The following is a 20724-nucleotide window of genomic DNA, read 5'->3' as shown; positions in this document are numbered from 1 at the left end:
ATGGGAGCATAAGGAGCCGTAACCCACTGAAACATCAAGTGCGATTTTTTACCTTAAATTATGAAATGTCAATATAACCTATTGTAAAGTAGGAATAAAAATGCTGATTTAAAATCCCTACTTTTTTTCCTGTAACTCACGCAACCTATCATGAAGTGATCGAGGATATAACTCGGTGTAAATCTGCCAAAGCGTCTTAAAAGATCGGTGCCCCGTCACCTGGGCAACTTCCTCTAAAACAAATCCCGCCTCAAAAAGTCTACTTGCGCCTTCGCGTCTGAGATCGTGATAACGCAAATCCTCAATACCTAGCTTGTTCCTCTCTTCACCGAAAACAATCGAGATACGTTTCAGCTTAAAGGGAAAGATGAACTCACTTACTTTAGGCTGACTCATCACGATATCCCACGCTTCACCAAGTAATGCTACATACATGTGATTACCGATTTTTTTCCTGGGATGCTTACGATCGCGAACAAGAATGGCTTTCTGTTCCTCATCAATATCTTCCCATCTGAGCCGAGTAACCTCACCAATCCTCATGCAAGAAAGTATTGAGAAAAGGAAAATCCGATGAAACGGTATTTTCTTGTAAGACGTTAGAGAACGCTTTTCGAGTGCGGCGAGAAGCGCGTTAGTCTCGTCGGTAGTTGGTCGTCTGCTCCGTTTTTGAGAGCTTGCAGTCATGCCTAATTTGTTCAGTTGATACTTTGCTCTTAGATAACTCTGCAAATCAACTTTGAGGTTAAACATTGGCCCAGCGGAGTTAAGAACCGCCCCGATAAAAACAATGTCGTTGCGGATAGTAGAAGGTCCAGCACCCTGAGATCCGCGAAACCGGGCGTGGGTAATGAAGGTATTCTCGTTGAAGTCAGTAAGAGGTATGTCGCAGATTTCACACTTACGGATCAGCTTCAGAGAGGATGCTTTGCTTTTACCGTATTTGATGTTCGGGTCGTCCATGTAGAGGTCAAGAAGTTCCCCAAATGTTGTAGCCTGGTTTTTATCCTTTAATGGAACGCCATTTTTTTCAATATCAGCGGTCCTAATCACCCCCCAGGCTTTAGCGTCAGATTGTTTTGCGAATGTCTTTCTCTCGCGGTGTACAATCTCACCATCTTCCTTAATGCCAACGGTGCAACGGTATCTGATTTCACCTTTGGATGTTTTTCTCTTTTCGATGCTGTAAAAGGCCATTTCGTTATCTCTCACCCAGGGTGCTCAGGGGGACCTGTAGGGGGGCCCGAGCAAACAAAAACACGCATAAATACTGTTATAATATACAGTAATGTGCAAGCCAAAAATAAGCGAAAGTAAGTAACTGATTGATAGATAACGCTGTGTAAAACCCCGTCAAAAGACGTGGCGCAATCTTCTTGCTGGGGTTCTTTTTATCAAACGCGCTTTAACGACTGCTCATAAATATCAATGGCCGTGGCAATGATAGCCGCCTGCGACACCCCGGTATCACTTGCCAGCAACTCGATACGATCGATGGTTTGCAACGGCAGTTTATAGGTTTTAGGTTTGACCCCCCGTTTTTCGTCGCTGCGTTTCTGAATATCACTTGCTGATTGAATCATGCTCAACCCCTTAGTATCGAGTCAGGTAAGGTAGGGTACTACTCGTTTTATTAAGATTGCCTTGGGGAGTTTAGAAGATGGTACTTGAGAGTAATCTTATGATTAACCAAACTATAGACGCTTAATCAGGCTTGACTTTATTCAGAAGGGTTCCGCATTGGGATGCTGGATTAAATGCAACATCGATCACGAAAGTGATATTTCCGTGGTGAGACCGGGGTTAAGTAATTAAATCAAAGTATAAATAAACTTTTGCGCTGCGTAATTTGGCCGTTATGCGGTGAATCCCCCTGTGCGGAGGGGCAAAGCCAAGGTTTCTGACGTGTCATGCGGGCCGGGATAGGGGCTTATCCGGCTCACCGGGAGGCACCCGGCACCGCACATCATTCAATTTCAAACAGTTAATCAATACGCACTGGCGGCGGTCTTTCCCTTCCACGCAATAGCAACTTTTAACCAGGCCATAGCGCATCATGGAAAAAGATGCTTACATTGACGTTAAGGCTATTCACGGATAACCATCATGAAATCCATCTCTTGTGCCGTTTTACTGCTGCTTTTTCCGCTCAGTGGTGCTGCGCTGGCCGTCAGCACGCAATGCCCACCGCTGAGCAAAAATATCACCAATAGCAACAACTGGATCATGCTGGGTGGCAATGCCAAAGGCGCGGTACGTCAGGTTATTGCCGGTGAGTTTGGCAAAGATGTGGATTCACAAAAACGGATTCTGGGGCAGTTTGATCCCTGCGGTGATTTGATGGTGGCAGATATCACTTACGATAAAAGTGAAAGCAATGTCGTCCTCAGCATGGAGCAACATATCGCACGGGTGCAGGGAGGCTGGGTCGCTGAATATGCTTATCTGGTCAAGGTGCTGAAAGAAGGTAAAGAAGTGGTGGTAGATAACCGGCAGGGTACCATCAACTGGCAGATGGGACAGCGCGGAAACATCATCAGCTCGTCGGATAAATTTACCAGCATGGGCAAAGATGGCTTCACCGATACCACCTATCGCTATGACAAACACTTTCGGTTGGAGCGCAGTATCGCGCGCGGCAGCGATGAGCTGACCAACGGCGAGAGTGTCTACAACTGGAATCCACAAGGGCTGGTGACCAGCGCCACCAGTGCACGCAGCAAAGATACCTACACCTACGATAACCAATGGCGTGAGCTACGTCTGAACGGCACGGCCAGCACCCCCGTCAGCACCATCCGTTCTGTTGATGAATGTCAGCTATGGGACGAGGTCGGCAACTGCACGCTAAGTTATTTGCATGAAACGGAAGTGTTTGAGAAAGGGACTATCGAGCGCCACCTGAGTTCGGCATATAAATATCAGTATTGGGATAAGCCAACGGAAGAACAGTAATTGCACCTGAACGTAGCGGCGCGATTTATCGCGCAATTTCGTGCACGATGCAGGAATAATCCGCGCGATAAATCGCGCCGCTTGTATCTTGAAGTTGTAACTGGTTAGCTACCCGTTACACGAAACGGAGGCAGCTTGTCGCGCCGCTTAAGACTCGATCTTGTGTCGTAGCTTAAAGCCCTCCGTTTCTCCTTTCACGCCAGCATCTACTCTGAACGGTAACCAGAAGCTCTGACTTCGTATGTACAAGGCAAGATGGCGTGATGGTTCATGTGAAAGGGAGCTGTCTTATGATTTATCTCGGTATTGATGTCAGTAAAAACAAACTCGACCTCTGCCTGTTGCCCGGCAACGGGAAAAAGAAAACCAAAACCCTCAAAAATCATCCCGACGCCGACCGGGAGATAAATGACTGGTTAATCAGGCAAAAATGCCATCCTGAACAGGTGATGGTGGTGCTCGAAGCGACCGGCATTTATCACGAAAACGTCGCCTTTGGTCTTCATGAAAATACCCCCGTCACAGTCTGCATCAGCAACCCTCAGCGGGTCAGGGAGTTCGCCCGTGGAATGGCTATCCTGACTAAAAACGACTCCGTTGATGCTTACATCCTGGCCCGTTATGGCGAGCTGAAACAGCCTGATGCCTGGGTGCCCCCCTCCCCGGAGGTCCGTAAACTTCGGGAGCTGGTGCGTCTGCGGGACTCACTTCAGGCTGATGTCCAGCGGGCGGAGAACCGACTGGAAAAGGCCCATTCAACCCGCACAGCGCCTGAAATCATTGACTCGCTGGAGAGAACCCTGAAAGCCCACAGGGACGAGCTGAAGCGTATTGAAGCGCTCATCTCAGACCACACAGATAATCATCCGGGTCTGAAGGAAGACCGTGAGCTGCTGGAATCGATAAAAGGAATAGGCAGCGTGGTGGGCACGACAATGCTGTCGGTGCTGCGCTCGTGTCCGTTCCGGAGTGCTTCACAGGTCGCTGCGTGGCTGGGTGTGGTACCGGTGGAAAAAACGTCCGGTAGCTCAGTCAGGGGGCGTGCACGGATGTCAAAAACAGGCCCGGCAGACGTAAGGGCGAAACTGTATATGGCGGCGATTGTAGCGATCAGGTGGAATGCCCCGGCGAAGGCGCTGTACCAGAGGCTAATCGCGAAGGGCAAAGCCAGCAAGGCTGCGCTTGGAGCGGTGATGCGCAAGCTGGTTCATCAGTGCTTCGGGGTGCTGAAAACGCGGATGAAGTGGGATGAAAATTACGCAGCTACCGCTTGACGTTCAAGACGGTAGCTACGCAATAACTTATTTCACCGTTTTGCTGAACGCATCGACCGCCAGAATGGCGTTAGCAATATCTTCCGGTGAGAGATGTGGATTGAGGTTTTTGAGCGTATCACCGTCACTGTTCGCCAGCGCGCCGACCCGCACCAGATTCTCCCAGCTTTCACTCTCCAGATGCACCTCTTTCAGGGTGGTAGGCATGTTGATCGAGCGATAGAAACGGATATAGCGGGCAATTTCCTCATCCGGGCGCTGCTCCAGCACCATCTGCGTCAGCGTGCCATAAGCCACTTTCTCGCCGTGCGTCAGATGATGGATATCGCCATCAATGGCGGTAAAGCCATTATGAATGGCGTGCGCGCCCGCCAGTCCGGCATTTTCAAAACCCAGGCCAGAGAGCAGGGTATTGGCTTCCACCACCGCTTCCACCGCAGGCGTCACGCGTTTCTCCGACACGGCGGTCCAGGCACTGAAACCCCAGGTCAGCAACGTTTCTTCACAGGCGCGGGCGATCGCCAGACCGGCGATAGTGGGATCGCCATTGACCATTGATTTGGCATGCGAACGGAGCACCGCCTGGGCTTCAACCCAGGTGGCAAGACCATCAGCAATACCCGAGGCGAACAGGCGCGCCGGTGCAGCGGCACAGACGGCGGTATCCACCAGTACCAGATCCGGGTTTTTGCTGTAGAAGCGATAGCTTTCAAACACGCCGCTATCGGAGTAGATCACCGAAAGCGCGCTACAAGGCGCATCGGTTGACGCGACCGTCGGGACGATGGCGACCGGCAGCTTCAGTTCATCGGCTACCGCTTTTACCGTATCCAGCGTCTTACCGCCGCCCAGCCCGACAATCACGTTACTGCCCTGAGACTGTGCCAGTTGCGTCAGACGTTTGATCTCATTGCTGGACGCCTCACCCTTAAACGCCTGGCGGCTGAACTCGACGCTGGCAGCTTTTAAGGTCTGCTGGGTACGCTCGCCAATCAGCTGCCAGACAATATCATCGGCCACCAGAAACGCGTGATGACCCAGCTCGGCGATGTATGACCCCAGTTCATCCAGCACGCCAGCGCCTTGTACATACTTCCGTGGTGAAGAGAAAATAAATTTGCTCATAGCCATAACTCCTTTGGGTTAGAAAAGAGACTGGCACCACACTGACACAGAAGCCTGACGGTAATTTAACCTTTGGTGGCAAGTTGAGAATCATTCTCAATTAATCACGGGAGGAAACTATCGTGTTCACGCAGGCACAGCGTTAAGATGTAGGCCAATTCACCGGGAGTCGGCCATGACGTTACTGATTTCATTTCTGTTTGCCATCACCATTCTCACCTTAACACCGGGTTTCGATACGGCACTGGTGCTGCGTACTGCAGCAGCTCAGGGCTGGCAACGTGCTTCCGCCACCGCGTTTGGCGTGACATTAGGTTGTCTGGCCTGGGGCGTGATGGTGGGGCTGGGGTTGGGCGCGTTACTGCTGGCGTCCGAGATGGCGTATAACCTGCTGAAATGGATCGGGGCGGTATATCTGCTGTGGCTCGGGGTGAAGTTGCTGCTGAATCCGCGCACCCAGGCGCTGGAGGGGCAGCCCAGCGCCACCAAAGAGCAAGGCTTTTTCGCCTGCTTCGTACGCGGTTTACTCGGTAATATGCTGAACCCGAAAGTGGGGGTGTTTTATGTCACTTTTCTGCCGCAGTTTATTCCAGCCGGCGCTTCCGTGCCGTTGTGGTGTACCTTGATGGCGCTGACCCATATGGCGATTGGCCTGGTGTGGAATGCCGTGCTGATTGGCGGTAGCCACTACTTTGCTGCGCATCTGCGCCGTCCGGCGGTGATTAAAGTGATGGACCGACTGACCGGTTGCGTGTTTATCGGGTTCGCCGCGAAGCTGGCGCTGTCGCGGCGTTAAGGCTTACGGTTTGCGGGCTATCAGCACCGCGCGCAGCGGAGCCGGGTAACCTTCTACCGTTTTACTGCTGTCGTGCGGATCCAGGAATTCGGCTAGTGACTCACTGGTCATCCAGTCGGTGCGACGCTGCTCCTCCACCGAGGTGATAGCGTAATCAGCAATGCGCACATCCACAAAGCCACACTTCTCCAGCCAGCTTTTCAGTGCAGCGGCAGACGGAATAAAGTAAACGTTACGCATCTGCGCATAACGTTCACCGGGCACCAGCACCGCGTTCTCATCACCTTCAATCACCAGCGTTTCCAGCACCAACTCCCCCTCGCTGACTAACTGATTTTTCAGTTGCAGCAGATGGTCCAGCGGTGAACGGCGGTGATACAACACGCCCATCGAAAACACGGTATCGAACGCCTGTAGCGCCGGGAGCTGCTCAATGCCGAGCGGCAGCAGATGCGCGCGGCGATCGTCGCCCAACAGTTTACGCACCGCTTCGAACTGACAGAGGAACAACTGCATCGGGTCGATGCCCACCACCAACTGCGCGCCCGCACCGACCATGCGCCACATGTGATAACCGCTACCGCAGCCGACATCCAGCACGGTACGGCCCGCCAGCGGCGAGATATGTGGCAACACGCGCTGCCACTTCCAGTCCGAACGCCATTCGGTGTCGATCTCGGTGCCGTACAGGGAAAACGGCCCTTTGCGCCACGGCATCAAATTACGCAGCAGTTTCTCAATCCCGGCGCGCTGACGCTCGGTTAAATCATCCTGCTGGGCACTGACGCTGTGGAGTAAATCAAGTTTCTGCGGCACCAGCGCCGGAAGGTGTTCAACCGACTTTTCCCAGTTGCGAAAGTGGCCGTGCAAATTTTCACGCTGCCAGGCCGCAACCTGTGCCGGTAACACTTCCAGCCAACTGGCGAGCGGGCCGGTCGCGATTTGTTGATAGAACCTGCCAAAATCAATCATTTCAACGCCACCAGTGAGCCAAAGTTAAAGCACTGGAACCACAACTCTGCGTGACCAAAACCGGCCTGTTTCAGGCGGGCCTTATGGGTTTCTACGCTGTCGGTCAACATCACGTTTTCCAGCATGCTGCGCTTTTGGCTGATCTCCAGCTCGCTGTAGCCATTGGCCCGCTTAAAGTCGTGATGCATGTTAAACAGCAACTCGCCGACTTCAGCATCTTCAAAGCTGAATTTCTCAGACAGCACCAGCGCGCCGCCCGGGTTCAGCCCCTGAGCGATTTTCTCCAGCAGCAGCACGCGTGCATCGGGTTCGAGGAATTGCAACGTAAAGTTCAACACCACCAGGGAGGCGTTTTCGATCGGGATATCGCGGATATCCGCTTCTAACACCTGAACCGGCGTATCGGCACGGAAAGCGTCGATATGACGACGGCAGCGTTCCACCATCGCCGGGGAATTATCGACAGCAATGATCTGGCAACCCGGCACATGGATATTGCGGCGCACCGAAAGCGTCGCCGCACCCAGCGAGCAGCCGAGATCGTAGACCTGGCTGTTGGGCTGGACAAAGCGTTCTGCCAGCATGCCAATCATCGAAATGATGTTGGAATAACCAGGGATCGAGCGCTGAACCATATCAGGAAAGACTTCAGCCACGCGCTCGTCAAAGGTCCAGTCACCCAATTTATTAATGGGCGCGGAAAATAGCGTATCGCGGTCAGACATAATGAAATATCCGGAGAGAAAACGGAAAGGGCGCTATTCTGGCAGAAACTGCCGCAGGCTGCACCCGTTTCCCATGAGTGTAGCCTGCGCGATTAGAACAGGCTCGATTGCTGCGGCCAGACGGGCAGGGCGGGCAGACACGGTTCCAGTTGCTGCAACTGCGGCCACAATGCCTGAATCAGCGGGAAAACCTCGCCCATATCCGGGGTATGGATAAACAGCAGTGGATCGCTCTCCACCTGCCATTCTGCCAGCTTACTCTGCCACGGTTGAAACAGCGGCAGGCTTTCGGTCACGCTATCGCTCCCGATAAAACGGACCATCGGTTGCTGGCCGGTGCGCACAGCATGCGGTGGTACGCGCGGCTTCTTTCTGCGTGCTTCAATGGCGGCGGCAGTTTGCGATTGTGAAGCATGCACCGGGCGGCTATCGAGGATCACCCGATTTACCCCACGCTGTTGCAGGCCGCGATTCAGGGCGCGCTCGGCTTCCCCTTTGGCGAAGAACGCCGCGTGGCGCACTTCCACGCCATAGCTGAAGCGGCGTGGCAGGATATCCAGAAATTGCCACAGGTCATGCAGCTGTGCCGGAGCAAAGGTGGCGGGCAGTTGTAGCCAATATTGGCCGATGCGGTTGGCTAACGGGTCCAGCAGGCGGAAAAACTCGGCCAGCAAGTCATCGCACTGACGCAGTGCAGCCTGGTGGCTAATGCTGGCGGGAAATTTAAAGCAGAAGCGGAAATCATCGTGGGTCATATCGTACCAGCGCTGGACGACTTCCGGTTTCGGCAGGGCGTAGAGGGTGGTGTTGCCTTCGACACAATCGAATAACTGCGCGTAATCCGCCAGCGTCTCCAGGCCAAATTGTTTCCAGTGTGGATGCTGCCACTGCGGCAAACCAATACGTAGCGTCAAAAATGATCTCCAGGCGGTAAAATCCGCCACAGGTTAACCGGTTTTCGCAACCGTGGGATAACAAGCTGTGACAAAAGCAGATGTTTTGTTGGCTTTGGCGCGGCTCTACTTATCCTGTCTGGCTTTTTCCATTATAATAGCCGCCTTTTTTGCGGCAGCATCTCAGAAGGTTACGCGGCCTGATGTTGTCAGCAGCAGCGGCGAAGTTAAAAGGATACGTTATGCGTACAGAATATTGCGGACAGCTCAATCTGTCTCATGTGGGTCAGCAAGTCACTCTTTGCGGCTGGGTAAACCGCCGTCGCGATCTGGGTAGCCTGATTTTTATCGATATGCGCGATCGTGAAGGCATCGTGCAGGTGTTCTTCGATCCCGATCGCCAGGAGGCTTTCCAGCTGGCGTCTGAGCTGCGTAACGAATTCTGTATTCAGATTACCGGCACCGTGCGTGCGCGTGATGAGAAGAATAAAAACAGCGACATGGCAACCGGCGAGATTGAAATCTTTGCCCACGACCTGAACATCATTAACCGTGCTGAGCCGCTGCCGTTGGACTCCAACCAGGTCAACAGCGAAGAAGCACGCTTAAAATACCGTTACCTCGACTTGCGTCGTCCGGAAATGGCGCAGCGTCTGAAAACTCGCGCGAAAATCACCAGCTTCGTGCGTCGCTTTATGGATAGCGAAGGTTTTCTCGATATCGAAACCCCGATGCTGACCAAAGCCACACCGGAAGGCGCGCGTGATTACCTGGTACCGAGCCGCGTGCATAAAGGTAAATTCTATGCGCTGCCGCAGTCTCCGCAGCTGTTCAAACAGCTGCTGATGATGTCCGGTTTTGACCGTTACTATCAGATCGTTAAATGCTTCCGTGACGAAGACCTGCGCGCTGACCGCCAGCCTGAATTCACCCAGATCGACGTTGAAACCTCCTTCATGACCGCCGAGCAGGTGCGTGAAGTGATGGAACGCCTGATCCGTGAATTGTGGTTGGATATCAAAGGTGTTGATCTCGGAAGCTTCCCGCAGATGACCTTCGCGGAAGCGATGCGTCGTTACGGTTCCGACAAGCCAGACCTGCGCAACCCGATGGAACTGGTAGATGTTGCTGATCTGCTGAAAAACGTTGAGTTCCAGGTGTTCTCTGGCCCGGCGAACGACGTGAAAGGCCGTGTGGCAGCGTTGCGTGTTCCGGGTGGCGCTACCCTGAGCCGTAAACAGATTGATGAATACGGTAAGTTCGTTGAGATCTACGGCGCGAAAGGCCTGGCGTGGATGAAGGTCAACGAGCTGGCGAAAGGCTTCGAAGGGGTTCAAAGCCCGGTTGCGAAGTTCCTGAGTCCTGAGATTGTGGCCGCGATCCTGGAGCGTACCGGTGCGCAGGATGGCGATGTGATCTTCTTTGGTGCTGACCGCGCCAAAGTGGTGTCAGATGCGCTGGGTGCGCTGCGTCTGAAAGTGGGTCGCGACCTGCAAATCACCAATGACAAAGCCTGGGCACCGCTGTGGGTGATCGACTTCCCGATGTTCGAAGCGGATGACGAAGGCGGTCTGGCGGCGATGCACCATCCGTTCACCTCGCCGAAAGAGATGACGGCATCAGAGCTGGCGGCTAACCCGGAGCAGGCAATCGCCAACGCTTACGATATGGTGATCAACGGTTATGAAGTGGGCGGCGGTTCGGTACGTATCCACAATGGCAACATGCAGCAGGCGGTGTTCAGCATTCTCGGCATTGCTGAAGAAGAACAACGCGAGAAGTTCGGCTTCCTGCTGGATGCACTGAAATATGGTACGCCACCGCATGCGGGTCTGGCCTTCGGTCTGGACCGCGTCACCATGCTGCTGACCGGCACTGACAACATTCGTGATGTTATCGCCTTCCCGAAAACAACTGCGGCGGCCTGTCTGATGACCGAAGCGCCAAGCGAAGCCAACCCGGCCGCGCTGGCGGATCTGGGGATTCAGCTGGCACCGAAGAAAGACAAGCTCGAGAATAAATAATGGGTTATAAGCATCCGGTTTCGGTTCTGGTGGTGATTTTTGCTCAGGACTCGGGCCGGGTGTTGATGCTGCAACGCCGTGATGACGACAGCTTCTGGCAATCGGTCACCGGCAGCCTCGAAGCCGGGGAAACCCCGCTTCAGGCCGCTCAGCGTGAAGTGCAGGAAGAACTGGCGATTGATGTGGTGAATGAACAGCTGGCGCTGGTGGATTGCCACAAACAGATCGAATTTGAGATCTTCCCGCATTATCGCCACCGCTACGCCCCGGGTACCACCCACAACCGCGAGCACTGGTTTAGGTTGGCACTGCCCGCCGAGCGCGAGGTGATCCTCAGCGAACACCTTGCCGCGCGCTGGCTGGCTCCCGCGGATGCAGCAGCCCTGACCAAGTCCTGGAGTAACCGCCAGGCAATTGAAGAATTTATCTGAATGCCAGCCGCCGCGCGTTTTTCCGGCGGCAAATTCTTTAAGATTTTTATTTATTCGATGCGGTTTAACTGCATTGCAGACTTAAACAGACGGGCGTTATCGGCGCAGCGAGGTTGTACACCGCCAGCAAGATAGCCCGTGCAATAGACGAGAGATGAGAAATGGCCGGACATAGTAAATGGGCAAACACCAAGCACCGTAAGGCTGCTCAGGATGCAAAGCGCGGTAAAATCTTCACCAAAATCATTCGTGAGCTGGTCACTGCCGCGAAACTGGGTGGTGGCGATGCCGGTTCTAACCCGCGCCTGCGTGCTGCAATGGACAAAGCCCTGTCCAACAACATGACCCGTGACACCATGAACCGTGCAATCGCGCGTGGCGTGGGTGGTGAAGATGATTCCAACATGGAAACCATCATCTATGAAGGCTACGGTCCGGGTGGTTCAGCGGTCATGGTTGAGTGTCTGAGTGACAACCGTAACCGTACCGTGGGCGAAGTGCGTCATGCCTTCACCAAAACGGGTGGCAACCTCGGCACAGACGGCTCCGTTTCCTACCTGTTCAGCAAAAAAGGCGTGATTTCGTTTGCTCCGGGCCAGGATGAAGATACCCTGATGGAAGCTGCGCTGGAAGCTGGTGCGGAAGATGTCGTGAGCTACGATGATGGTGCGATTGATGTCTTCACCGCCTGGGAACAGTTGGGCGCAGTGCGCGATGCGCTGGAAGCCGCTGGCCTGAAAGCCGATGAAGCTGAAGTCACCATGATCCCATCGACCAAAGCCGATCTGGATGCGGAAACCGCACCAAAACTGCTGCGTCTGATTGATATGCTGGAAGATTGTGACGACGTGCAGGAAGTTTACCATAACGGTGAAATTTCTGATGAGGTGGCGGAAACGCTGTAATGGCGTTTTCTCAACCGCAACCTGCCGGAGGCGCGCTATGGCAATAATTCTCGGGATCGATCCCGGCTCGCGCGTCACCGGTTACGGTGTTATTCGTCAGACCGGCCGCCAGCTCAGTTACCTGGGCAGCGGCTGTATACGCACCAACGTGACCGACCTGCCTTCCCGTCTCAAACTGATTTACGCTGGCGTCAGCGAAATCATCACCCAATTTTCCCCGGACTTTTTTGCCATCGAACAGGTGTTTATGGCGAAAAACGCGGATTCTGCGCTCAAGCTGGGACAGGCTCGCGGTGCGGCGATCGTTGCCGCGGTGAATCTCGATTTGCCGGTGTTTGAATATGCGGCGCGCCAGGTGAAGCAGACGGTTACCGGCATCGGTAGCGCGGAGAAAAGCCAGGTGCAGCACATGGTACGAACCTTACTGAAGTTACCGGCTAATCCCCAGGCCGATGCGGCCGATGCGTTGGCGATTGCCATCACTCACTGCCACGTCAGCCAGAATGCCGCACGGATGAGTGACAGCAAACTGGTGCTGACGCGCGGCAGGCTGCGATCGGGCTAACGAACACCCCCATCAGGCTGGATATTCATCCAGCCTTTTTTATGTTATAAATAGCCGCCATACGGGTTCATACAAATAAGGAAGCGTTCAGGTGATTGGTCGTCTACGAGGCAATATTCTGGAAAAACAGCCGCCGCTGGTGTTGATTGAGGCGCACGGTGTCGGTTACGAAGTGCATATGCCAATGACCTGCTTCTATGAGCTGCCTGAACTCAATCAGGAAGCCATCATCTTCACCCAGTTTGTGGTGCGTGAAGATGCGCAACTGCTGTTCGGCTTTAACAGCAAGCAGGAGCGAGCGCTATTCCGCGAGCTAATCAAGGTCAACGGCGTGGGGCCAAAACTGGCACTGGCGATCCTCTCCGGCATGTCGGCTCAGCAGTTCGTTACCGCCGTGGAAAAAGAAGAGATTGCGGTGCTGGTGAAACTCCCTGGCGTCGGGAAAAAAACCGCCGAGCGTCTGGTGGTCGAGATGAAAGACCGCTTCAAAGGGATGCATGGCGACCTGTTTGGTGGTGATAATGCCTTTACCCTGACCACGCCATCTGCGGCACCAGAGAACAACGACGCCGAAGCAGAAGCGGTTGCGGCGCTGGTAGCGCTGGGGTATAAACCGCAGGAAGCCAGCCGTATGGTCAGCAAAATTGGCCGACCCGATGCGGATTGTGAAACCCTGATCCGTGAAGCCCTGCGCGCAGCCATTTGAGGTAATGCATGATTGAAGCCGATCGCCTGGTCTCGGCCGGCAGTGTCAACGAAGAAGAGAGTCTTGACCGCGCCATCCGTCCTAAGCTGCTGGCAGAATATGTCGGTCAGCCACAGGTGCGTGAACAGATGGAGATCTTCATCAAGGCTGCGCAGTTGCGCGGTGATGCGCTCGATCATCTGTTAATTTTTGGTCCCCCGGGCCTCGGCAAAACCACGCTGGCAAACATTGTCGCCAATGAAATGGGTGTCAATCTGCGCACCACTTCGGGGCCGGTGCTGGAGAAAGCAGGGGATCTGGCGGCGATGCTGACCAACCTTGAACCGCATGATGTGCTGTTCATCGATGAGATCCATCGGCTGTCACCGGTGGTGGAAGAGGTCCTTTATCCGGCGATGGAAGATTACCAGCTGGATATTATGATTGGCGAAGGCCCGGCGGCGCGCTCGATCAAGCTGGATCTCCCTCCCTTTACCCTGATTGGTGCCACAACGCGTGCGGGTTCATTGACCTCGCCGCTGCGCGATCGCTTTGGCATTGTTCAGCGCCTTGAGTTCTACAACGTGGCTGACCTGCAACATATTGTGGGTCGTAGCGCTGCCTGTCTTGGCCTGACATTAAGTGAGGAAGGCGCGCTGGAAATCGCCCGTCGTTCACGCGGTACACCACGTATTGCGAACCGTCTGCTGCGCCGTGTGCGTGACTTTGCCGAAGTACGCGCCAATGGCAACATGAGCGGAGACGTTTCCGCCAGCGCGTTGGATATGCTGAATGTCGACAGCCAGGGTTTTGACTATATGGATCGCAAACTGTTGCTGGCGATTATCGATAAGTTTATGGGCGGGCCGGTGGGGCTGGATAACCTGGCTGCTGCCATCGGTGAAGAGCGTGAAACCATTGAGGATGTGATTGAACCCTTCCTGATCCAACAAGGGTTCATTCAACGCACGCCGCGTGGCCGTATGGCAACGCAGCATGCGTATCGTCACTTCGGCATTTCGCGCGAAGAGTAAACCGGCGTCAGGACGCCGGTTTTTTTGCCATGCTGATGATAAACAGCACGGCTGCGCAGAGCACCACCGAAGGACCGGCAGGCGTGTCGTACAACGCTGAAAAGCTTAAGCCGCCGGTCACCGCGAGAATACCGATGATTACCGCAAACCCCGCCATCTGCTCAGGCGAACGGGAAAAGCGGCGTGCGGTGGCCGCCGGGATGATCAGCAATGAGGTAATAATCAGCGCACCGACAAATTTCATCGCCACGCCAATGGTCAGCGCGGTGACCAGCATCAACATCAGACGTGTGCGTTGAATATTGACACCGTCGACCTGCGCCAGCTCCGGGCTGATAGTCATTGACAGCAAAGAACGCCACTGCCATGCCATCACCGCCAGCACAATCGCCACACCCCCGCCCATCATCCACAAATCCTGCGGTGTGACTGCCAGCAGGTCACCGAACAGATACGCCATTAAATCCACGCGTACCCCGGACATCAGGCTGACCACCACCAGGCCCAGCGATAACGCGCTGTGCGCCATAATGCCCAGCAGGGTATCAATTGCCAGATGAGGACGCCGCTCCAGCCACACCAGCCCCAATGCGAGGCAGACCGTGACCACGATCACCGCATAATAGGGGTTAACGTTAAACAGCAGGCCAAATGCCACACCAAGCAGTGACGCGTGCGCCAGGGTGTCACCAAAATAGGACATACGGCGCCAGACGACAAAAGCGCCGAGGGGACCGGCGGCCAGTGCCAGAAACACACCACCCAGCCAGCCAGGTAATAACAGTTCAATCATGACGGGCCGTTTCCTTTGCGCAGAACGATGCGTCCCTGTAAATCGTGACGATGATTATGATGGTGACGATAGATAGCCAGTTGCTGTGCACCGCGCGGGCCAAACATGGCGATGAATTCCGGGTGTTGCGATACCGCCTCCGGGGTGCCGGAACAGCAGATATGATGATTGAGGCACAGCACTTCGTCGGTTTTTGCCATAACCAGATGCAGATCGTGCGACACCATCAGCACACCGCAGTTAAGCTCGCGGCGCAGTTGGTCAATCAGGTCATACAGCGCGACCTGACCATTCACATCCACCCCTTGTGTCGGTTCATCCAGTACCAACAATTGCGGGTCACTGAGCAGCGCGCGGGCCAACAGGACTCGTTGGGTTTCACCACCGGATAATTTCTGCAACGGTGCGTGCAACAGATGGCCCGCCTGCACGCGCTTCAACGCTGGCAGGATGGCATCGGCGCGACTGCCACGCGATAAACGCATAAAGCGTTCGACGCTAATCGGCAGGGTAGGGTCGATATGCAGCTTTTGCGGCACATAACCAATACGTAAATTGGCGTCGCGTTTCACTTCGCCGCTATCGGGCGTCAGCAGACCCAGCACGACGCGCACCAGGGTCGATTTCCCGGCACCGTTAGGGCCAAGTAACGTTAAAATTCTTCCCGGCTCCAGTTTGAGGCTGATACCCGCAAGTACTGGACGCTGAGCGAATTTCACAGAGATGTTTTCGAGCGTAACAAGTGAAGGCATGATATTTACAGGTTGCACAGAATTTCGGATGTTATAATATCACATTCCATCACCTGGTCACGATGGAATGACGCATTATGTTACACATTAAAAAGCACCTTGCTTTTACCCTTCCTGCGGCAGCAATGGCTGCTTCTTTTGCTCTGCCAGCATCGGCTGCGGTTGTTGCTTCGATTAAACCCATTGGATTCATTGCCGCTGCGATCGCCGATGGCGTCACGCCGGTTGAAGTGCTTTTGCCGGATGGTGCGTCTGAGCATGATTATGCACTACGCCCTTCAGATGTAAAACGTATAAAAAACGCGGACTTAGTGGTTTGGGTTGGCCCTGAAATGGAGGCGTTCCTGACTAAATCGGCCGCGGAACTTCCGGCAAATAAAAACCTCGAAATTGCTGATATTGCAGGGGTTAAGCCACTTTTGATTCGTGGTATCGATGATGACGAGCACGAACATGATGCAGAGTTGAGTAAGGAATCAGTAAAGTCTGGTCAACAAGACGTGTCTGATGAACATCACCATCACGGTGAGTTTAATATGCATTTGTGGATGTCCCCAGAGATAGCAAGGCAATCAGCGGTTGCAATCCATGGGAAATTATTGGAACTTATGCCGCAAAGCAAGGCCAAACTAGACGCAAACCTGCAGCAGTTCGAGGCAGAATTAGCGGATACCGACAAACACATTGGCGCGCAGCTCGCGCCGGTGCGGAATAAGGGTTACTTCGTTTTTCACGACGCTTATAGCTACTTTGAGAAACATTACGGTTTATCACCATTAGGGCATTTTACCGTCAATCCTGAGATCCAACCGGGCGCACAGCGTTTAAATCAGATACGAACACAGTTGGTTGAGCAGAAAGCCACATGCGTTTTCGCTGAACCACAATTCAGGCCAGCAGTCATCGATGCAGTGTCACGGGGAACCAATGTGCGTAAAGGCACCCTGGATCCGTTGGGCATGGGGATCAGCTTAACCAAAGACAGCTACGTGAAATTCCTCTCACAGTTGTCGAGCCAGTATGCAAGCTGCCTGAATGGAGCATAGAGGAATAGGTAAAAGTGCAGCAGATAGCCCGCTCTGTCGCCCTCGCATTTAATAATTTGCCGCGCCCCCACCGCGTTATGCTGGGGTCATTAACTGTTATCACTCTGGCCGTCGCAGTATGGCGGCCCTATATTTATCATCCCAGTGACGATACGCCGGCTGTTAAAAGCATCACACTGGACAAGTTCGAATCCCCGCATCTGTTGCCGGAAGCCAGTGAGCCGATCGATCAGACCGCGCCTGAGCCGGAACCGGAAGAAGATATTCCTGCGGATGATATCGATAAAGACGTACCGGATAATCCGAACGTCCATGATTACACCGTATCTTCCGGGGATACCCTGAGCAGCGCGTTGAATCAATACGGTATCGATCTGAGCGACATCAATGCCCTGGTCAGCAGCGACAAAGATCTGCGCGGTCTGCGCGTGGGACAGCAGCTGAGCTGGACACTGAATGCCGACGGTCAGTTGCAGACCTTCAGCTGGGAAATGGATCGCCGTGAAACCCGTAGTTATGAGCGCCAGCCGAATGGCAGCTATAAAATGCAGCAGGAGCTGCAAAAGGGTGAATGGCAGAACAGCGTGCTGAAAGGTGAAGTGCGTGGCAGTTTTGCCGCCAGCGCCCGCAGTGCCGGATTAACCAGTGCGGAAACCAGCAATGTGATCAAGGCGTTGCAGTGGCAGATGGATTTCCGCAAGCTGCGTGCTGGCGATCAGTTCAGCGTACTGATGTCTCGTGAAATGCTGAACGGTAAAAGCGCACAAAGCCAGTTGGTCGGTGTTCGTCTGCGAACTGGTGGCAAGGACTACTATGCGTTCCGCGCCGAAGACGGCAAATTCTATGATCGCAATGGTTCTGGTCTGGCGCGTGGTTTTATGCGTTTCCCAACGGTAAAACAGTTCCGCGTCTCATCCAACTTTAACCCGCGTCGTCTGAATCCGGTCACCGGTCGCATTGCGCCGCACCGTGGGGTCGACTTTGCATTGCCGATTGGCACGCCGGTCCTGGCGGTGGGCGACGGTGAAGTCGTGGTGGCAAAGAATGGCGGCGCCGCCGGTAATTACGTGGCGATTCGACATGGTCGTCAGTATATGACGCGCTACATGCATCTGAGCAAAGTGTTGGTGAAACCGGGCCAGAAAGTGAAACGCGGCGATCGTATCGCCCTCTCCGGTAATACCGGGCGTTCAACCGGTCCACACCTGCACTATGAAATTTGGATCAATAACCAGGCGGTGAATCCGCTGACAGCGAAGCTGCCACGTATGGAAGGTTTGACCGGTAAAGAACGCACCAGCTATCTGGCGGATGTGAAATCGTACCTGCCACAGTTGGCGTTGAAATAACGCTTTATCGCGAGGAGTGAGTAAAAACCGACGGATTCTTCGTCGGTTTTTTGCTATCTAATGCACGAAGATTGCAAAATTAGTCATCGTCACTATTATTGACCGGTCATTGTCAGAGGCGAGTGCATGGAAACCCGTAAAAAAAATAACATTGAGTTTATACCCGTTTTTCAACGTTCTTTTTTAAAGCCGAAATACTGGGGCAATTGGCTGGCGATTGGGGCGCTTGCTGGCATGGCAATGTTGCCTGCTAAAGTTCGCGATCCGGTGCTGGGTGGTCTGGGCAAACTGGCCGGAAAGCTGGCGAAAAGCGCGCGTCGTCGTGCATTGATCAATCTGTATTACTGTCTGCCTGAATTAAGCGAAGCGGAACGCGAAACCATTGTCGACCAGATGTTTGCCACTGCGCCGCAGGCGATGGTGATGATGGCCGAATTAGGCATCCGCGACCCGGCGCGCGTGCGTCAGCGTGTTGACTGGTATGGTCGTGAAATTATCGATCAGTTACAGGCCAATAACGAAAACGTTATTTTCCTTGTGCCACACGGCTGGGGTGTTGATATTCCTGCCATGCTGCTGGCGTCTGAAGGTCAGATGATGGCGGCGATGTTCCATAATCAAAGCGATCCACTGATGGATTATGTGTGGAACACCGTGCGTCGCCGTTTCGGTGGCCGCATGCATGCGCGTAATGACGGTATCAAACCCTTTATCAGCTCGGTGCGTCAGGGCTATTGGGGCTATTATCTACCGGACCAGGATCACGGTGCCGAGCACAGCGAGTTTGTCGATTTCTTTGCCACCTACAAAGCGACATTACCTGCCGTTGGGCGTCTGATGAAGGTGTGTCGTGCGCGCGTGGTGCCATTGTTTCCGGTGTATAACAGCGAAACGCATCGTCTTGAGGTCTATGTCCGTCCGCCGATGGATGATCTGCTGGATGCCGATGATAAAACCCTGGCGCGGCGTATGAATGAGGAGGTGGAGATTTTTGTCCGTCCTCATCCCGAGCAGTACACCTGGATTCTGAAATTACTGAAGACGCGCAAAGAGGGGGATATTGAACCCTACGTGCGTAAAGATCTTTACCCACGCAAATAACGGAAAAACCTGTCGGGATGTGCTCCCGACAGGTTCATTGCATCAGAAGCGATATTGCAGACCAACAGTAACGGTATAGTTCTTGTTGGAGATACCCGCAGCATCACCGCCATAAGAGGCTGATTCGCCGGTAGGGGTGTAGATCACCTGAGTACCGCCTTTCCCTTCTTCATATTTGCTGTAAGTGAATTCAGCAAACACTTTCGCATTCGCAGTGACGTAGTAACCTGCATCTACTGACGCGCCGTAGTAACGTGAGTTTGATGTTTTCTCACGGAAGGTCAAATCACGCAGATAGTGTTCGTCGTTATCGTGTGCGCGAACCCAATCACTGAATTTGAACTGTGCGTTGAATTCAAAATCGTTGATACGGTACTGGCCCACTAACCCGATGTACGGCATAGAGAAGCGCTGGCTGTAGCCAATGCCTGCCTGACCGTTCGGGAAGTTGCCCTGGAATGCGCCGTTATCGTAATTGTAGGAACCACCGGTCGCTGTCCAGCTGAAACGCGTTTCCTGATAACCTGCGACAGCACCCACTTTGTAATCATCACCCTGCAAGAACCAACCTTTAACATTCAGGTCGTATTCGTTGGCGTAGTTCACGTCTGTGCTGGGGTGGGATGAGTGATCGGTCCAGCTTGACTGGTTAGCGTTCTGCCAGTCGTAGTCATCCATATGGCCAGAGCCGGAAGCCAGTGAGGTCCAGCCACGCGCATTCAGGGTCAGGAAGGAGAAGGCATCCCAGGAGAAATCACCTTTCAGGATCGCCACGTTTTTAATTTTCCAGTCGAGCTGGCTAATTTTACGTGCGTTGCTGGTGTCATAAACCAGTTCTTTCGATTTCCCGCCCAGCATCCCGATGGAGGTTGCAACACTGACGCTATCCGCTGAAAAGTTTGGCATAAATTGCGCAGATTCAGCGTAAGCGCTCCCTGAAAGTGCGGCCATCATCATTACCGCAACAGTAGTTTTTTTCATTTTATATCCCGTGTTGAATTACGTTAATCCTTAAACAGCGGGCACAGCCTAATGCGCAGTAAAGTGTCAGGCAAGTGTAAATTTTTGGATAAGAAAATGTCAGGTGAGACTTCAGTAAAATTAACTAATAAAATGAGTTTTTGGGACGATAATAACCGATCCCCTGATGAGTAAACGGGCGTAATTAAATAATTATGTTTATAAGCAGAGGGTTAGAGGGTTTTTCGTGCCCGAAGCAGGAAAGGGCTTTTTCACCGGGTCTGGCGCGTTATTTTCCGATGCGAATTAATTAGAATCGGCCATTGTGCAGTAAATTTT

General features: G+C 53.5%; 21 protein-coding genes. 12 read left to right on the top strand and 9 right to left on the bottom strand.

Annotation, left to right across the window (positions count from 1 at the left end; translation table 11 throughout):
• Nucleotides 1-117: 117 nt before the first annotated feature.
• Nucleotides 118-1197, bottom strand: a complete 1080-nt coding sequence (locus tag AC6I8R_RS11875) for a site-specific integrase (protein ID WP_497832758.1) — start codon at nt 1195-1197, stop codon at nt 118-120.
• A 197-nt stretch (nt 1198-1394) separates the two neighbouring features.
• A complete protein-coding gene (locus tag AC6I8R_RS11870; protein WP_021182947.1) occupies nt 1395-1583 on the bottom strand; it encodes a hypothetical protein in 189 nt (62 codons plus the stop codon).
• Nucleotides 1584-2106: 523 nt separating this feature from the next.
• Between AC6I8R_RS11870 and AC6I8R_RS11865 the strand changes: the two genes are divergently transcribed.
• Entirely contained in the window at nt 2107-2955 is an 849-nt protein-coding gene (locus tag AC6I8R_RS11865) for a hypothetical protein (RefSeq protein ID WP_021182948.1), read from the top strand.
• A 290-nt stretch (nt 2956-3245) separates the two neighbouring features.
• On the top strand, nt 3246-4229 hold the full coding sequence (locus tag AC6I8R_RS11860; RefSeq protein ID WP_497831835.1) for an IS110 family RNA-guided transposase: 984 nt from the start codon (nt 3246-3248) through the stop codon (nt 4227-4229).
• A gap of 27 nt (nt 4230-4256) precedes the next feature.
• Here AC6I8R_RS11860 and AC6I8R_RS11855 read toward each other — a convergent pair whose 3' ends face one another.
• On the bottom strand, nt 4257-5354 hold the full coding sequence (locus tag AC6I8R_RS11855) for a glycerol dehydrogenase (protein WP_497832331.1): 1098 nt from the start codon (nt 5352-5354) through the stop codon (nt 4257-4259).
• Between the two features lie 175 nt (nt 5355-5529).
• On the opposite strand from AC6I8R_RS11855, the gene AC6I8R_RS11850 reads away from it, so the two are divergent.
• Nucleotides 5530-6150 (top strand): LysE family translocator, encoded by a 621-nt coding sequence (locus tag AC6I8R_RS11850; protein WP_021182950.1) that lies wholly within the window; start codon nt 5530-5532, stop codon nt 6148-6150.
• A 3-nt stretch (nt 6151-6153) separates the two neighbouring features.
• Here AC6I8R_RS11850 and cmoB read toward each other — a convergent pair whose 3' ends face one another.
• From cmoB to AC6I8R_RS11835, 3 genes are all read right to left on the bottom strand, one after another.
• Nucleotides 6154-7122 carry a tRNA 5-methoxyuridine(34)/uridine 5-oxyacetic acid(34) synthase CmoB gene (cmoB, locus tag AC6I8R_RS11845; RefSeq protein WP_497829116.1) on the bottom strand — a complete coding sequence of 323 codons (969 nt, stop codon included), beginning with the start codon at nt 7120-7122 and terminating at the stop codon, nt 6154-6156.
• Nucleotides 7119-7847, bottom strand: coding sequence for a carboxy-S-adenosyl-L-methionine synthase CmoA (cmoA, locus tag AC6I8R_RS11840; RefSeq protein ID WP_013509473.1), 729 nt, complete (start codon nt 7845-7847; stop codon nt 7119-7121). The genes cmoB and cmoA overlap by 4 nt, the downstream gene beginning before the upstream one ends.
• 92 nt (nt 7848-7939) lie before the next feature.
• Entirely contained in the window at nt 7940-8761 is an 822-nt protein-coding gene (locus tag AC6I8R_RS11835) for a DUF72 domain-containing protein (protein ID WP_415174510.1), read from the bottom strand.
• Between the two features lie 221 nt (nt 8762-8982).
• Here AC6I8R_RS11835 and aspS point away from each other — a divergent pair, with 221 nt between their 5' ends.
• The 6 genes from aspS (at nt 8983) to ruvB (ending at nt 14384) form a co-directional block, all read left to right on the top strand.
• Nucleotides 8983-10764: an aspartate--tRNA ligase gene (gene aspS, locus AC6I8R_RS11830; protein WP_036624961.1), complete on the top strand. Its 1782-nt coding sequence runs from the start codon at nt 8983-8985 to the stop codon at nt 10762-10764.
• Nucleotides 10764-11195: a dihydroneopterin triphosphate diphosphatase gene (nudB, locus tag AC6I8R_RS11825; RefSeq protein ID WP_021182954.1), complete on the top strand. Its 432-nt coding sequence runs from the start codon at nt 10764-10766 to the stop codon at nt 11193-11195. Before aspS ends, nudB begins: the two co-directional genes overlap by 1 nt.
• Before the next feature lie 161 nt (nt 11196-11356).
• A complete protein-coding gene (locus tag AC6I8R_RS11820; RefSeq protein WP_021182956.1) occupies nt 11357-12100 on the top strand; it encodes a YebC/PmpR family DNA-binding transcriptional regulator in 744 nt (247 codons plus the stop codon).
• A 37-nt stretch (nt 12101-12137) separates the two neighbouring features.
• Nucleotides 12138-12665, top strand: coding sequence for a crossover junction endodeoxyribonuclease RuvC (ruvC, locus tag AC6I8R_RS11815; RefSeq protein WP_084875399.1), 528 nt, complete (start codon nt 12138-12140; stop codon nt 12663-12665).
• Nucleotides 12666-12756: 91 nt separating this feature from the next.
• On the top strand, nt 12757-13371 hold the full coding sequence (ruvA, locus tag AC6I8R_RS11810; RefSeq protein ID WP_013509467.1) for a Holliday junction branch migration protein RuvA: 615 nt from the start codon (nt 12757-12759) through the stop codon (nt 13369-13371).
• 8 nt (nt 13372-13379) lie between these two features.
• Nucleotides 13380-14384 (top strand): Holliday junction branch migration DNA helicase RuvB, encoded by a 1005-nt coding sequence (gene ruvB, locus AC6I8R_RS11805; RefSeq protein WP_021182958.1) that lies wholly within the window; start codon nt 13380-13382, stop codon nt 14382-14384.
• A 7-nt stretch (nt 14385-14391) separates the two neighbouring features.
• On the opposite strand, the gene znuB is transcribed toward ruvB, so the two are convergent.
• Together znuB and znuC are read right to left on the bottom strand one after the other, a co-directional pair.
• Entirely contained in the window at nt 14392-15177 is a 786-nt protein-coding gene (gene znuB / locus AC6I8R_RS11800) for a zinc ABC transporter permease subunit ZnuB (protein ID WP_021182959.1), read from the bottom strand.
• Nucleotides 15174-15929 carry a zinc ABC transporter ATP-binding protein ZnuC gene (gene znuC, locus AC6I8R_RS11795; protein ID WP_036624966.1) on the bottom strand — a complete coding sequence of 252 codons (756 nt, stop codon included), beginning with the start codon at nt 15927-15929 and terminating at the stop codon, nt 15174-15176. The genes znuB and znuC overlap by 4 nt, the downstream gene beginning before the upstream one ends.
• Nucleotides 15930-16006: 77 nt before the next feature.
• On the opposite strand from znuC, the gene znuA reads away from it, so the two are divergent.
• From znuA to lpxM, 3 genes are all read left to right on the top strand, one after another.
• Nucleotides 16007-16975, top strand: a complete 969-nt coding sequence (gene znuA / locus AC6I8R_RS11790; RefSeq protein ID WP_021182961.1) for a zinc ABC transporter substrate-binding protein ZnuA — start codon at nt 16007-16009, stop codon at nt 16973-16975.
• Between the two features lie 14 nt (nt 16976-16989).
• The gene (mepM, locus tag AC6I8R_RS11785; protein WP_497832330.1) at nt 16990-18324 is read left to right on the top strand and encodes a murein DD-endopeptidase MepM; all 1335 of its coding nucleotides are present in this window, start codon (nt 16990-16992) and stop codon (nt 18322-18324) included.
• 126 nt (nt 18325-18450) lie between these two features.
• Complete coding sequence (gene lpxM, locus AC6I8R_RS11780) at nt 18451-19425, top strand: lauroyl-Kdo(2)-lipid IV(A) myristoyltransferase (RefSeq protein ID WP_021182963.1); 975 nt, start codon at nt 18451-18453, stop codon at nt 19423-19425.
• 42 nt (nt 19426-19467) lie between these two features.
• Here the strand turns inward: lpxM and AC6I8R_RS11775 are convergent, their stop codons facing one another.
• On the bottom strand, nt 19468-20406 hold the full coding sequence (locus tag AC6I8R_RS11775; protein WP_021182964.1) for an omptin family outer membrane protease: 939 nt from the start codon (nt 20404-20406) through the stop codon (nt 19468-19470).
• Nucleotides 20407-20724: the final 318 nt, after the last annotated feature.

This window comes from Pantoea sp. X-Soil-OKNW-713, assembly GCF_059730685.1.
This window is presented reverse-complemented; position numbering and strand designations above follow the sequence as displayed.